The sequence below is a fragment of the Actinomyces sp. zg-332 genome (genome assembly GCF_011751945.2).
GTDB lineage: Bacteria > Actinomycetota > Actinomycetes > Actinomycetales > Actinomycetaceae > ZJ293.
In genome coordinates this window covers 1206023-1221446 of sequence record NZ_CP064951.1, presented here as the reverse complement: position 1 = coordinate 1221446, position 15424 = coordinate 1206023, and the positions used below count along the sequence as shown (strand labels likewise).

General features: G+C 37.6%; 12 protein-coding genes. All 12 read left to right on the top strand.

Going from position 1 to position 15424, the window contains the following annotated elements:
- Positions 1-43 precede the first annotated feature (43 nt).
- The gene (gene nusA / locus HCQ94_RS05005; RefSeq protein WP_166978867.1) at positions 44-1063 is read left to right on the top strand and encodes a transcription termination factor NusA; all 1020 of its coding nucleotides are present in this window, start codon (positions 44-46) and stop codon (positions 1061-1063) included.
- A 137-nt stretch (positions 1064-1200) separates the two neighbouring features.
- Positions 1201-1464: a YlxR family protein gene (locus HCQ94_RS05000; RefSeq protein WP_166978865.1), complete on the top strand. Its 264-nt coding sequence runs from the start codon at positions 1201-1203 to the stop codon at positions 1462-1464.
- A gap of 120 nt (positions 1465-1584) precedes the next feature.
- Entirely contained in the window at positions 1585-4371 is a 2787-nt protein-coding gene (gene infB / locus HCQ94_RS04995) for a translation initiation factor IF-2 (protein WP_166982463.1), read from the top strand.
- A gap of 79 nt (positions 4372-4450) precedes the next feature.
- Positions 4451-4999 (top strand): 30S ribosome-binding factor RbfA, encoded by a 549-nt coding sequence (gene rbfA / locus HCQ94_RS04990; protein ID WP_166982389.1) that lies wholly within the window; start codon positions 4451-4453, stop codon positions 4997-4999.
- A gap of 696 nt (positions 5000-5695) precedes the next feature.
- Entirely contained in the window at positions 5696-5992 is a 297-nt protein-coding gene (locus tag HCQ94_RS04985; RefSeq protein WP_166982387.1) for a hypothetical protein, read from the top strand.
- Between the two features lie 202 nt (positions 5993-6194).
- Positions 6195-6470: a hypothetical protein gene (locus tag HCQ94_RS04980; protein WP_166982385.1), complete on the top strand. Its 276-nt coding sequence runs from the start codon at positions 6195-6197 to the stop codon at positions 6468-6470.
- 523 nt (positions 6471-6993) lie between these two features.
- Complete coding sequence (gene truB / locus HCQ94_RS04975; protein ID WP_166982383.1) at positions 6994-8040, top strand: tRNA pseudouridine(55) synthase TruB; 1047 nt, start codon at positions 6994-6996, stop codon at positions 8038-8040.
- A 29-nt stretch (positions 8041-8069) separates the two neighbouring features.
- A complete protein-coding gene (gene ribF, locus HCQ94_RS04970; protein ID WP_166978857.1) occupies positions 8070-9014 on the top strand; it encodes a riboflavin biosynthesis protein RibF in 945 nt (314 codons plus the stop codon).
- Positions 9015-9106: 92 nt separating this feature from the next.
- Positions 9107-9376, top strand: a complete 270-nt coding sequence (rpsO, locus tag HCQ94_RS04965; protein WP_166978855.1) for a 30S ribosomal protein S15 — start codon at positions 9107-9109, stop codon at positions 9374-9376.
- Positions 9377-9563: 187 nt separating this feature from the next.
- The gene (locus tag HCQ94_RS04960; RefSeq protein ID WP_166982379.1) at positions 9564-11885 is read left to right on the top strand and encodes a polyribonucleotide nucleotidyltransferase; all 2322 of its coding nucleotides are present in this window, start codon (positions 9564-9566) and stop codon (positions 11883-11885) included.
- Between the two features lie 123 nt (positions 11886-12008).
- Positions 12009-13331: a M16 family metallopeptidase gene (locus tag HCQ94_RS04955; protein ID WP_166982376.1), complete on the top strand. Its 1323-nt coding sequence runs from the start codon at positions 12009-12011 to the stop codon at positions 13329-13331.
- 345 nt (positions 13332-13676) lie between these two features.
- The gene (locus HCQ94_RS04950) at positions 13677-15374 is read left to right on the top strand and encodes a ribonuclease J (protein ID WP_442858906.1); all 1698 of its coding nucleotides are present in this window, start codon (positions 13677-13679) and stop codon (positions 15372-15374) included.
- Positions 15375-15424 lie beyond the last annotated feature (50 nt).

The window sequence follows — 15424 nt, the reverse complement described above, 5'->3', positions numbered from 1 at the left end:
GTGGTGATAATATAAACATATCTTATATCTGATAGGACAAACTGTGCAAATAGACATTAACGCTTTACGTTTAGTGGAAAAAGAAAAAGGCATAAATTTAGAAGTATTGTTGCGTACCATCGAAGACGCACTATTGAAAGCTTATTTTAACCAGCCAGGAGCTATGGAAAAAGCTAGAGTTGAAATTGACGAAGTTACTGGTAATGTTACGGTTATAGCTTGTGAACAAGATGAAAATGGTGAGCCTATAGGCGAATTTGACGACACACCAATTAATTTTAGTCGTATAGGTACAACAATTGTAAGAAGCATAATCAAGCAACGTATATTTGAAGTTGAAGATAATAAAGTCATTGGTGAATACAAACACACGATAGGTACAGTCATATCAGGAGTTATACAGCAAGGTGGGATTGATAACCCCAATGTGCTAGTAGATATTGGCGGCGTGGAAGCAATGATTTTACCATCTGAGCAAGTACCTAATGAAAAATATAATCATGGTGATCGTATTAAAGCTTATGTCTTAGATGTTACTAAAGGAAACAAAGGTCCACGTATACTACTATCTCGCACACATCCAGAATTAGTACGACAATTATTCAAATTAGAAGTCCCAGACATACAAAAAGGACTTGTTGAAATCGTTGCAGTTGCTAGAGAAGCAGGGCATAGAAGTAAAATAGCTGTAAGAGCAACACAACCTAATGTAAACGCTGTTGGTACATGTATTGGTCCTATGTTCCGTCGAGTTAAAAACGTTATAGACGAACTAGGTGGAGAAAAAATAGACATAATTGATTATTCTGAGGACCCGACGAGATTTGTCGCAAATGCTTTGTCTCCAGCTAGAGTTGCAGCTGTAAACGTTATTAGCGAAGAAGAGAAAAAAGCTAGAGTAATAGTACCTGATTTCCAGCTTTCTCTTGCAATAGGTAAAGAAGCTCAAAATGTCAGGTTAGCTGCACGTTTGACAGGCTGGAAGATTGATATTCAGTCAGATATTCAAGAAACTGGTGATGTGCAGACTTCTCTTGTATCACAGAAAGATAAGATTGAATAAAGATTACTGTTAATTTACAGGTAAAAATGTTCATATATGAGCAAGTATCTTTAAAATCGTGACTTGAATAGTTACTAAAATAGTCAAAAATGAGATATAGTTAATGTTTGGTCGTTAGATTGGTGAGGTGTGTCCAATTGCGGGAACATATTCGCACTTGTCGAGGATGTAATCAAAAGAGCGGAAGGGAAACTCTTTTGAGGTATGTTCTTTCTCATGATAAAACTACTATCATTTATGACGAATATAAAAAGATGTCAGGTAGGGGAATGTGGGTACATAAAGATCCACAGTGCATGAAAAGAGCGTCAAAGCTTGGAACAATAAACCATGCTTTTAAGACTAAGATTGACAAAGTCAATTCAATAGTTTTATCGGAATTCACAAGGTGTGATTCTTAGCAAACGGAGCGGGAGAAAGCCGATGGGCACCCGATGAGTAGCCAGCAATGAGCTGTCAAAAAGTATAGAGGTTTCGTCCTGCCTAGGGATTGAAGCCCAGACAGGAGAAAAGTGACTAAAATGCGAGTCCACGAGCTTGCTAAAGAGCTCGGATATAAAAGCAAAGAAATTATAGACGTACTTAAAGAACAAGGTGAGTTCGTAAAGAGTGCTTCTTCAACAATTGAGGCACCTGCTGCTAATAAAGTGCGTGCAGTTTTACCTGCAAAGCAAACTAAAGAAAAAGTAGCTAAAGCACCTAAAAAAATAGAAGATGTTGAAGTAAAAGCACCAGAGAAAACACTTAAAGAAAAATCTACAGAAAAGCCAAAACCACCTAAGAAGGCTGAAGAAAAAACTGAAGATGTTAAGTCAGAGCCTAAAGAAAAAATAGCTAAGAAAAAGGTCTCTGAAGATTTTAATACAACTAAACCAAAGGGTAACAACAAGTCTAAACAAGACCCTAAGGATTTATCACAGCCTAAATTTAAAGGTGATGTTAAAGCTAAGGGTGAAAATAAACCTAAAGCAAGTGCAAAGCCTAAAGAAGCAAACGTAACTCCAGTTCCAAAACCATCTATGCCTCGTCCAATGGTAAGGCCTGGAAATAATCCTTTTGCTTCTACGCAAGGTATGCCAAAGCCTGGAGCACCTAAGAAACAACAAGGTGGGCCAAAGGGCAAAGGTGGAAATAAACCTGAAAATAAGAAGCGTTCTGAAAATGAAAAGCAGAACAATGCACCTAAACAGGCAAAGAATAAAGAGCGTGCTCCAAAGCAAAATCGCAATATAAACAACGAAATTGCTGAGAAGCAAGTTGCTGCAGCTCAAGCTGGAAAAGGTGGCAGAGGACGTTCGGGACGTTCATCTGGATCTTCATACGACCAGCCTCGCGGTTTAGCTAACTCATTCCCTAATAGTGGAAGTGGTGGTCGTGGAAATACCCAAGGTGCATTTGGTAGAGGTACAGGTAAATCAGCTAAGCGTAAAGCAAAGCGTGCAAAGCGACAGGAAATAGAAGAGCAGATAGCACCAGTAATAGGTGGTGTATCAGTACCTAAAGGTGACGGAAGCACACAGATTACAATTCGTCAAGGTGCGTCTCTAGCCGAATTTGCTGAAAAAATTAACGTAAACCCAGCAGCACTAGTTACAATCCTATTCCACATGGGTGAAATGGTTACAGCAACACAATCAATTGACCAAGACACATTGGAAACATTGGGTGTTGAGCTAGGATACGTTGTAAAGATTATTTCTCCAGAAGACGAAGATCGTGAACTACTAGGTGCATTTGACATCGACCTGGAAGCTGAAGAAGTACAAGATGAGGAACACCTACAGTCACGTCCACCAGTTGTAACTGTTATGGGTCACGTTGACCACGGTAAGACTAAGCTACTTGACGCTATCCGTTCAACTGACGTGGTTGCTGATGAAGCCGGTGGTATTACACAGCATATTGGTGCTTATCAGGTACACTGTGAACACGATGGCGTAAAACGTCCAATTACCTTTATTGACACACCAGGTCACGAGGCCTTTACAGCTATGCGTGCTCGTGGTGCTCAAGTTACAGATATTGCTATTTTGGTTGTAGCAGCTGATGACGGTGTTATGCCTCAGACAGTTGAAGCAATCAACCACTCCCAAGCTGCTGGAGTTCCAATCGTTGTAGCAGTAAACAAGGTTGATAAACCAGAAGCTAATCCGGATAAGATTAGGGCACAGCTAACTGAATACAACTTGGTTGCTGAAGAATATGGCGGTGACGTAATTTTCGTTGACGTTTCAGCTAAACAACGACAAGGTATTAATGAGCTACTTGAAGCTGTTCTACTAACAGCTGATGCTGCTTTGGATTTGACAGCTAACCCTAATAGCAGTGCTCGTGGTGTGGCAATTGAAGCTAACCTTGACAAGGGTCGTGGTGCTGTTGCTACAGCTCTAGTTCAGCGTGGTACTATGCGAGTTGGTGACTCTATAGTTATTGGTAGTGCATACGGTCGTGTTCGTGCCATGTTTGATGAACACGGTATACCTGTAGAAGAAGCTACACCTTCACGTCCTGTACAGATTTTAGGTTTGACTTCTGTGCCTAGAGCTGGGGATAACTTTATTGTTACTGATGATGACCGTACAGCACGTCAGATTGCTGATAAGCGTCAGGCAGCAGCTCGTGCAGCACAACTAGCTAAGCGTCGTAAGCGTGTAACTCTTGAAGACTTCGATGAGGCTTTGAAGGCTGGTAAGGTCGACACGTTGAACTTGATTCTAAAGGGTGACGTTTCAGGTGCTGTTGAGGCTTTGGAAGATTCCTTGCTCAAGATTGATGTTGGTGAGGAAGTACAACTACGCATTATCCACCGTGGTGTTGGTGCGATTACGCAAAACGATGTTAACCTTGCAACAGTGGATAACGCTGTTATTGTTGGTTTCAACGTTCGACCAGCTGAACGTGTGGCTGAAATGGCTGACCGTGAAGGTGTTGAAATTAAATACTACTCAGTTATTTACGCAGCAATTGAAGATATCGAAAATGCTTTGCGTGGTATGTTAAAGCCTATTTACGAAGAAGCACAGCTGGGTACAGCAGAAATTCGTCAAGTATTCCGTTCCTCTAAGTTTGGTAATATTGCAGGTTCTATTATCCGCAGTGGCACTATCAAACGTGGAACTAAAGCAAGACTTGTACGTGATGGTGTAGTTGTTGCTGAAAACTTAGAAATTGAATCATTACGTCGTGAAAAAGATGACGTTACTGAAGTACGTGACGGTTTCGAGTGCGGTATTTCTCTAGGATACAAAGATATTCGTGAAGGCGATGTCATTGAAACTTGGGAAATGGTCGAGAAGAAACGTAGCTAAAAATTTCAAATTTGAACTATACATTGTGTTTTGTGTGGCTTTATAAGTTGCACAAAACACGATTTTAATGGAGATAAAAATGAGTAACGATAGCCCTAGAGTTCGTAAGATAGCTGATCGTATTCAACAAACTGTTGCTATTATGCTTGAATCTAAGATTAAAGATCCAAGGCTTGGATTCGTAACTGTTACAGATGTTAGAGTTACTGGTGACTTACAACATGCTAGTATTTTCTATACAGTTTATGGTGATGATAAAGATCGTAAAAATACTGAAGCTGCTCTAAATTCTGCTAAAGGACTTATTAGAAGCAATATTGGAAAAGCCTTAGGTATTCGTTTGACACCATCAATAGAGTTTATTCTAGACGCTCTTCCCGATACTGTTGCTTCAATTGAGGATGCTTTAGTTGCAGCAAAGTTTAAAGATGAGTCTGTAGCACGTTTAGCAGAAAAAGCTCAGTATGCAGGAGAAGAAAATCCTTATAAAGTTCCTCGTAAAAAAGATGAATCCTTTGAAGAAGAATCAGAGTTTTCTGACAATTTTGATGACTATGAAGAACTTGATGATGAGTATGACGAGGCTTACGAAGAAGATGAAATTGATGATTTTGACAAGTTAGACTAGGTATTTTTGCTGTTTGTTGGATAACTATTATTTAGGCTAAATTGTCTATAGTTTCACATAAAAGTATAGAGCGACTTATTCTTGGTAAATTTAGTGTTTACGTGGATAGAATAGGTCGCTTTGGCTTTTAAAACTTGTAGTATTGAAGTTTTAGCCTAATGCTAAAGATATATAAAATTTGAGTCTGCATATAAAGTTTACTGTGAATTTGTAGAGTCCATGAGAAATTAAATAAAAATTTGATTACATTTTTGTGTTAATTTTGAGTTTGTCTAATTTTAGAATACATATAAGTTGCAAGTTTACTTATGATAATAAACAATCGAGGCCAAGTACCAAGGTTTTAAGTTTTTAGATTTTATATTTTACAGAATAACTATCGAAGACTATATCCTCGAGACCAAACATTTCTAAGTTTGTCTTAGTATAGAGATAACTAGGTAAAAGTGCATAATGTAAATATATATAGGCAATAGATGAAATTTTAGCTACCAAAACACGAAATATAGAAGAAGTAAAAACACATGGCAATTTATAAAGAGGAATAAATGTAAATCGTAAAAGTTATAGAATCTCTCTAAACTTAGGCAAGCTGAATTTAGTTATTTATTTGGTAATGTCGATGAAATAGGAGAGAAAATGACTGGTAATGTTGATATTGGAAAGTGTGGTTTTAAGGAAATTTGGTAGGTGAATGTGTTGAAGAAAAATTCTAAGGAGAAAAAAGGTAAACCAAATCGGTTTGTATCTGGACTTGTTGTGCTTGCTATTTTTCTTTTAGTTCCTCTTCCTTTTGCTTTGTGGTCATCTGGTTGGGAGTGGATTACTAAGGATTGGACAGCTGTTCCTTCTGAATTTATTATCACATACGTTGGTGGCTTAATATTCTTTCTGGGAAGTATAATTGCATACATAATTAGAGGGTGGCTTATCGCCAAAGGCTATCTTAAAAGAGATGAAGATATAGACCGAGATTACGAATTCCAAATATAGTTTTTCTTTCCTAATATAAGATTTATACTTAATTTGAAATCTTATAAATTAAATTTAAGGTAAAGTGTGCTTGGCATCATGTGTGCTTTATCGTAAAAGAACTAAATGAATAGTTTGGAACTTAAAAAGACATATTACAAAAAGTATTTTACTTAGCCCAAAAAGTATAACTAAAATATTTAAGTAAATCTGGTAGGTAAATATGGTTAAGAAGACTAAATCTAACTCTAACGAGGGAAAAGGTAAACCAAATCGGTTTGTATCTGGACTTGTTGTGCTTGCTATTTTTCTTTTAGTTCCTCTTCCTTTTGCTCTGTGGTCATCTGGTTGGGAATGGATTACTAAGGATTGGACAGCTGTTCCTTCTGAATTTATTATCACATACGTTGGTGGCTTAATATTCTTTTGGGGTGGTCTCATCATATATTTGCTAAAAGAATGGCTTATCAGTAAAGGATATTTTAAGAAGAAAAAATAAATATTAAGTACTGTTGCTTATATATAAGTCACTTCCTAATACTATAAGATTTTTGTTTACTTTTAGAATTTAGTAACCACAATAATGCTTAAATACTTGTTCAAGGTTGGTATATGTTTTAGTGTAAAAAGGCTATTTATTAATAGCAACTTCATATTTTGTGTTGGTAAAGATTGAAAATACATTAAGCCTCAAATATAAATCTTTTCGGATTTTACTTTTGGGGCTTTAGTGCTTTAAAAAACTAACTTATAAAAGGAAAAACTACCTTTCAACGAAGTACTACTTTTATGTTCAAGGTTACACTTTGTTTATTACGTACTAGAAAATTTATAGAAAAACACACTTACTTACAATATAGCTTCAAGACTTTACTAACACTTCATGTTTTCAAATACATAACTTATAATTTTATTGTTTCACAAAGAAAATAATGAAAAACACAATTTTTGTACAAAATATTATTCTAATTTTCGTGTATAAAACAAAATATGTGAAAAGCTAGATTTTAGAACGGAAAATAATGCAAGTAACTCGAGCTAATGCTATAGCTGATGACGGAATCATAATAGTAAATAAAGAAAAAGATATGACAAGTCATGACGTAGTTTCTTGTATGCGAAAACTAGCTAATACTCGCAAAGTAGGGCATGGGGGAACTTTAGACCCTATGGCTACTGGAGTTCTAGTTGTAGCTGTAGGTAAAGCTACGCGTATGTTGCAATACATTTCTGCTTCTTGGAAAACTTATCGCGCAACTGTTTTGCTTGGTATTAGAACTGTTTCAGATGACGCTATGGGAGAAGTCTTAGAAATTACACCAGTGGACGAGCAAGGACTACAAGACAAATTAGACGCTATTTTGCCAGAGTTTCGTGGAGATATTTTACAAGCTCCCTCTAAAGTATCAGCAATCAAAGTTCATGGAAAACGTGCTTATGATTTAGTTCGTGAAGGTAAAGAAGTTGAGCTAGAAAAACGCCCTGTAACTATATATTCCCTAGAACAGATAAGCTCTTTGAGAGCAAGCAGTTCGCACGAGAATGCTTATGAATTTGATATTGAAGTTACCTGTTCATCAGGTACTTATATACGCTCAATAGCTCGAGATATTGGGGAAAAACTTGAGTGTGGAGCTCATCTCACTATGTTAGAAAGAACAAATGTAGGTGGATTTACCCTAGAAGAAGCTAAAACTTTACAAGAGCTAAACCAGTATGTGAGCGAACAAAACGGTTGCAACTGCCCTAAAAGTGTTGAAACAATACCTTTAGCAAAGCTTGCAATGAATATGTTTCCATACTCTTATGTATCTAAGGCACAGCGTGAAAAAATTTGTGTCGGAGCTTTTCTACCTTATGAGGACTTTATGGCTAACCTATCCTCGAATGAAAATGCTATAGAAAAACTTTCAGAAAAAGTAAGTAGGGAAAACGAGATTCTACCTAAAAATAAGCATAAAGACACAGTTTTTGCTGCTATATATGAAGAAAACTCTCATTCTAGGCTAGTTGCTTTAATGACACCTAAAGGCAAATTTGTAAAACCTGTATGCGTATTTGATGTATGATAATGGTACTTACTAGTTAGGTATGGTAAATGGACAATAAAAGTAGTGTAGTTGCTATAGGTATTTTTGATGGATTTCACTTAGGTCACCAACGTTTAATCAAAAAAGTTGTTGATTACGCTAAGTCTTTCAAGTGTACCAGCACAGTTTTTACTTTTTCCCCACACCCAGCTAACGTTCATTTAGGTGAGGGCAGTGTTGAGCTTTTATATCCACTAGCTAAAAGAATCGATTTTTTGAAAGAAGCAGGAATAGACAACGTTGAGGTCTTAGAGTATTCCTTAGAGTTCGCACAGCAGATGCCTGAAGAATTCGTAGAAAAGTACTTTGTTCAATATGCTAATGCCTGCATGGTAGTTGTGGGTGAAGATATGCGTTTTGGTAAAGGTAATTGTGCTGGAGCTAAAGATCTTGCTTTGCTTGGACAAAAACATGGTTTTGATGTGGAAATAGTGGAAAACATTAACTTTATTGACGGTGAAAGATTTTCTTCTACAAACATTCGTAATTTTATAAAATCAGCAAGTGTAGATAAAGCTAAAGAATACTTGGGACGTAATTTTGAAGTTTTCTCTAAAGTTGTGCATGGTCTAAAAAATGGACGCAAAATTGGTTATCCTACAGCTAATTTAGATATATCAGAGTTGGAAACAATCCCTAAAGATGGTGTTTATGCTGGAATATTAACGTGCGATAAACATGAGTACCCTTGTGCTATTTCAGTTGGTACAAACTATCAATTTGACGCTGTTTCTAAAACTGTTGAAGCTCATGTCTTGGGGCGTGGCGACCTAGATTTCTATGAGAAAAATGTAAAGCTCAGTTTTGTACAATATTTACGTCCAATGCTTAAATTTGACTCCTTAGAAGATTTATTAGAACAAATGCGTAACGATGTATGTATATGTGCAGATATATTGAACGTTCCTAAACCTGAGCCTATAGATCCGACTTCAGTTTTTGCAGGAATGTGATACAATATATAAGCCGTGTTTTATCGGCCACGGTATGTCGTGCCTAAAAATAAGATTTAGGCTCTGTGCAATGAATTTTAGAAGGAGAGACTGTGTCGCTAAGTCCAGAAGTTAAGAAGCAGATTATCGAAGAATACGCAACACATGAAGGTGATACAGGATCACCTGAAGTACAGATTGCGTTGCTTTCACAGCGTATCAAAGATTTGACAGAACACTTCAAAACTCACAAGCACGACCACCACTCACGTCGTGGTTTGATGCTTCTAGTTGGTCAGCGTCGCCGTATGCTTGGCTACTTGGCAGAAGTTGATATTGAACGTTACCGTTCTTTGATTGAACGCTTAGGATTGCGTCGATAGTTAAGTCTTGCATAGCCCGGAATCAAAAGGTTCTGGGCTAAAAATTTTATTGTTCCCTATGTTCGGTCCTCGGTAGTGGCCTCCGGATCTTTTCTGTATAAAAGATGTTGGAATGAACTGTTATCCGTGGGTCTCGATCGATGGCCGCCGACTGGGAAAAAACTAAATTCTAGTTAAGGAGAGGTCTTTGGAAGACACACAATTTAGTGAAGCCATAATTGATAATGGCAAATATGGAAAACGAGTTATTCGTTTTGAAACTGGTCGTCTAGCTCGTCAAGCTGCAGGTAGTGCAGTTGCCTATTTAGATGAAGAAACAGTAGTTTTATCAGCAACTACTGTTAGCTCAACACCACGTGATCAATTCGACTTTTTCCCATTGACAGTTGACGTTGAAGAACGTCAGTATGCTGCTGGTAAAATCCCAGGTTCTTTCTTCCGTAGAGAAGGACGCCCAGGCACGGAAGCTATTCTAGCCTCACGCTTAATCGACAGACCATTGCGTCCATCTTTCGTAAAAGGCTTACGTAATGAAGTTCAGGTAGTTGAAACAGTTTTGGCTATACACCCTGATGAAGCTTATGATGTATTGGCGATAAATGCTGCTTCTATGTCTACTTTGCTTGCTGGTCTGCCATTTTCTGGTCCAATTGGTGGCACACGCTTATCACTAATTGATGATCAGTGGGTAGCTTTCCCACGTCACAGTGAAATTGAAAAAGCTATTTTTTCAATGGTTGTTGCTGGTCGCATAATCCAGAGTAAAGATGGCGAAGAAGACGTAGCTATCATGATGGTTGAAGCTGAAGCAACTGAAAACACTTGGGATAAGGTACAAGCTGGTTTCACTGCTCCAACTGAAGAAGTTGTAGCCGAGGCTTTGGAACTTGCTAAACCATTTATCCGTGAACTCTGTTTAGCACAGATAGAACTAGCTAAAGAATGTGCTAAGCCACAGGGACAATTTGAACTATTCTTTGATTACACAGATGAACAGTATGCTGATGTCGAACGTTTAGCTACTGACAAGATTAACGCAGCTACTACAATAGTTGAAAAGCTTGAACGCGAAACAGCACTAGAACAAATTGCTGATGAAACAGTTGAAGCATTGGCTGAAAAATACCCAGAAGAAGAATATCCGGATTTCGATAAGGAAATTCGCGCAGCAGTACGTTCTTTGACAAAGCACATTATACGTACACGAGTTCTAACTGAAGGTAAGCGTATTGATGGTCGTGGTTTGCGTGATATACGTACTCTATCAGCAGAAGTAGATGTTTTGCCTCGAGTACACGGTAGTGCTATTTTTGAGCGTGGAGAAACTCAGATTTTGGGTGTATCTACTTTGAATATGCTACGTATGGAACAACAGATTGACTCTTTGACTCCAGTAACTCGCAAACGCTATATGCACCAATACAACTTCCCTCCATTTTCAACTGGTGAAGTAGGACGTGTAGGTTCTCCAAAACGCCGTGAAATTGGACATGGTGCTTTGGCTGAACGTGCTTTGATTCCAGTTATTCCTCCACGCGAAGAATTCCCTTATGCTATCCGTCAGGTTTCTGAAGCTTTGGGATCTAACGGTTCTACATCTATGGGTAGCGTTTGTGCATCAACTTTGTCACTACTAAACGCTGGTGTGCCTTTGCGTGCTCCTGTTGCTGGTATAGCAATGGGCTTGATGAGTGACAAGATTAATGACGAAACACGCTATGCGACTTTGACAGATATTTTGGGTGCTGAAGATGCTTTCGGTGATATGGACTTCAAAGTTGCTGGTACACGTGAATTTGTTACAGCAATACAGCTAGATACTAAACTAGATGGTATTCCAGCTTCAGTTCTAGCAGCTGCTTTGAAGCAAGCTAAGGAAGCTCGTCTATATATTCTTGATGTAATGAGTGGTGCAATTGATGAACCAGACGAAATGTCAGACACAGCTCCACGCGTTATTTCTCTAACTATTCCAGTGGATAAGATTGGTGAAGTAATCGGTCCTAAGGGTAAGACTATCAACCAAATCCAAGAAGACACTGGTGCTGAAATTACTGTGGAAGATGACGGTACAGTTTATATCGGTGCTTCTGATGGAATTAGCGCAGAAAAGACACGCAAGCTAGTTGACGCAATTGTAAATCCTAAAGTACCTGAAAAAGGTGAAAGGTATGTAGGTACAGTTGTAAAGACTACAACTTTTGGGGCTTTCATTTCACTTGTTCCAGGATGCGATGGTTTGCTTCATATTTCACAGATTCGCCGACTAGTTGGTGGACGTCGAGTAAATGAAGTAGAAGAAGTTTTGACTGTTGGTCAAGAAATTGAAGTTGAGATTGCTGAACGCGATCCTCGTGGTAAATTGAATCTATACGCAGTAATAGATGGTGTTGCTCAAGGTGAAGACAATACATCAAAGAATGAAGAAAAATCTGAGGATAGAAATACAGACCGCGAACGTTCACGTCGTCAGCGTACTCGCACAAGAAAATTCAATAATAGAGACTAATGTAAATTGAGTTTAGGGGAGTTTTTCCCCTAAACTCTTTTATTATTAGTTATAAATATATGACTTAACTTGTTTATAAATTTGTTATTATTCTGATTTAAAATCTTTGAATGTGGATAAGAAATGTTAGATAACTATAGTTTTATTCCTTTAGATCAAGTTGATCACACTGACGTAAAATCTAATATTGTACTTGATGAAAAAACACTTATTCGTCGCAGCATATTGCCTGGTGGGGTAACTGTACTCACTGAAAAAATTCCAGCAACTTTTAGTGCTTCAATAGGGTGCTGGTTTCCTTTAGGATCACGGGACGAAAATGAGGAAATCTACGGATCTACACACTTCTTAGAACACTTGCTATTTAAAGGTACTAATACACGCTCTGCCCAAGATATTGCTCAGAGCTTTGATAGTGTTGGTGGCGAAAATAACGCTGCTACAGCTAAAGAATACACAGCCTACTATGCACGTGTATTATGTGAGCATCTTCCAATGGCTTGCGAGATTTTATTAGACATGGTGACTTCTTCTACGATAGAATATAAAGAGTTCGAAACTGAAAAGAAAGTCATTATAGATGAACTTGCGATGGGACTAGATGATCTAAACGAAGTTGTTTACGAAAAATTCAGTGAACAAATATTCATGAATCATCCTCTAGGCCGGCCAGTTGGAGGAACTTATGAAACTATTAATCTTGTTCAGCGTGAAAGTGTACTAAATCACTACTACAGCAACTATTCTTCAGATAAACTCGTAGTTGTTGCCACTGGAAACGTAAACCACGACGAACTATGTGAATTAGTCTTGAAATATCTAGCTAAAGGAGGCTGGGATATTTCTTCTTCTAAAGTTCCGTACCGTAGAAGCAAAGATTTAAAAGAAATTCCTATAAACGCACAAAAACACTTTATAGAAAAAGATAGTCAACAAAACCACGTTTTACTAGGAACTCAAGGGTTTAATGTTACTGATGAACGTCTAATAGTTATGAGTGTAGTAAATTCTGCTTTGGGTGGGGGCATGTCTTCTCGTCTTTTCCAAGAGATTAGAGAAAAACGTGGCTTAGCTTATACCACTTATGCTTTTGATACTGCTTATAGTGATAACGGTATTTTTGGTATGTATGCAGGGTGTAATGCTGATAGTACAAATGAAGTTACTAACTTGATGTTAGAACAGTTACATGACATTGCTGATAAAGGCTTGAGCGAGATAGAGTTAGAGATGACTAGGGGACAGCTAAAAGGCACAATGCTTATGGGTCTTGAAGATAATACTTCGCGTATGGGACGACTAGCTCGTTCTGAGCTAATATTTGGTCGCTATATATGTGTAGATGAAACTATAAAACGCATCAATTCTGTAACAGTCGAGGACACTAAGGTTCTTGCTGAAGAAATTGTTTCTCGTCCTATGGTCAACGTTGTATTAGGTAAATAAAATCACTAGAAACGGTACTTATAATTTGTGATGGGAGACTATCAAAGCTACTTTTTCTGTTACAAGTTTACATAAACTTACTGTTTAATCACCAAGTGAGCTTTAAATAAAAATATTTTAGATTACCTAAAAATTTCGTGATTTCAACCTGTAAGCTACTATGTGAGAAAGTCAATATATAGTAACTTTAAGGACTTATGCGAAAATGTTAATTATACTGCTTTCGAATTGATGTGTAAGCGGTTATATTCGCTTGGATAATGGGTGCTTGCTTTATAATGTTGTTCTAGTGATATAGTTATATAAGAGATATGAAAATTTTAAGAAAGATACTTTACCGTGGATTTGAATATAAATGATTTACAATTACTAGATAGTTCTGATTTACCTCCTTCATCATCACTACGAATCATTGCCTTGGGAGGACTGGGTGAAGTTGGTAGGAATATGACTGTATTTGAATATGATTCAAAGCTTTTGATTGTTGACTGCGGAGTGTATTTTCCTACAGAATCTCATCCGGGTGTGGACTTAATTTTACCTGACTTTACCTATGTTCTCGACAGGATAGACAAAGTTGAAGCTCTAGTTTTGACACATGGACATGAAGATCACATTGGTGCTGTGCCATACTTGTTAAAACATCGTGGAGATATTCCTATTATTTCTTCTAATTTAACTTTGGCTTTCTTAGAGGCAAAGCTTGAAGAATTTGGTATAAAAAATGCGAATTTGATTACTGTTCGTGAAACTGAAACTTACGACTTAGATAGTTTTAATCTAGAATTTGTGGCAGTGAACCACTCTATCCCTGATGCTATGGCAATTATGATTAGGACGCAAGCTGGTAAAGTGCTAATTACTGGCGATTTCAAAATGGATCAGTTGCCTTTGGATGGTCGTTTGACTGATTTACGTGCTTTTTCTAACTTAGGGCAAGAAGGAGTTGACCTATTTATGGTTGACTCAACGAATGCTGAACACCCAGGGTTTACTACACATGAATGTGAAATTACTCCTGTATTAGATAGCTGTTTTGCTAATGCTACTGGGCAGATTGTGGTCGCTTCGTTTTCTTCACACGTGCATAGGGTTCAGCAAGTAATAGATTGTGCTTATAAACACAACCGCAAAGTGTGCTTAGTTGGGCGTTCAATGATACGCAATATGCATATAGCTATTGAAGAGGGTTACCTAAGTGTTCCAGATATGAGCATTTTAGTGGATCAACATTATATTGCTGAGTTACCTGAAAATCAGAGAGTGTATATGGTTACAGGTTCTCAAGGTGAGCCTTTAGCTGCTTTGTCCCGTATAGCTAGTGAATCTCATAAATTTGTTTCTGTTGAAACAGGTGACACTGTTATTTTTGCTTCTTCACTTATACCAGGGAACGAGAATAAAGTGTTTAGAGTTATTGATGATTTGACTGCTTTGGGTGTTGATGTTGTCCATCAGGCTAAGGCTCGTGTGCACGTATCTGGTCACGCTGGTAGTGGAGAACTTTTGTATTGTTACAATATAGTTAAACCTAAGAATGTTATTCCTATCCACGGTCAATCACGTCATTTAATTGCCAATGGTCGTTTAGCGGAAGAAACTGGAGTACCAGAAAGTAATGTTTTATATGCTCCAAACGGTGTTGTTGTCGAATTGAAAGATGGGGTAGCTAAAAGAGTTGCTCGTATTCCAAATGAGTACATTTATGTTGATGGCAATAGCATTGGTGAAATTGAAGATAAAGATTTACAACAAAGACTTGCTCTTGGTAGTGAGGGTGTAATTAATATTGTTTTGGTAGTAGATTTCAAAGAAAAGTTATTAATGGCACCAGCAAGAGTTGAGTTTAAAGGTGTTTGTGAGGAAAAAGATATCTTTGATGACGTATTGAATAAGATTAATCAAAATGTGCAAAAAGCTCTAAGTAATGGTGAAAAAGATGCTTATGTCTTACAACAGATAGCTCGCAGAGCATTAGGTCGATTCTTATCTACTTCTTTACGTAGATATCCTGTAATTATGCCTGTAGTTATAGAGATTTAGCTTGTGTAAACAGTTAGGGCTTACTTTCGATACATAGCGAAAGTAAGCCC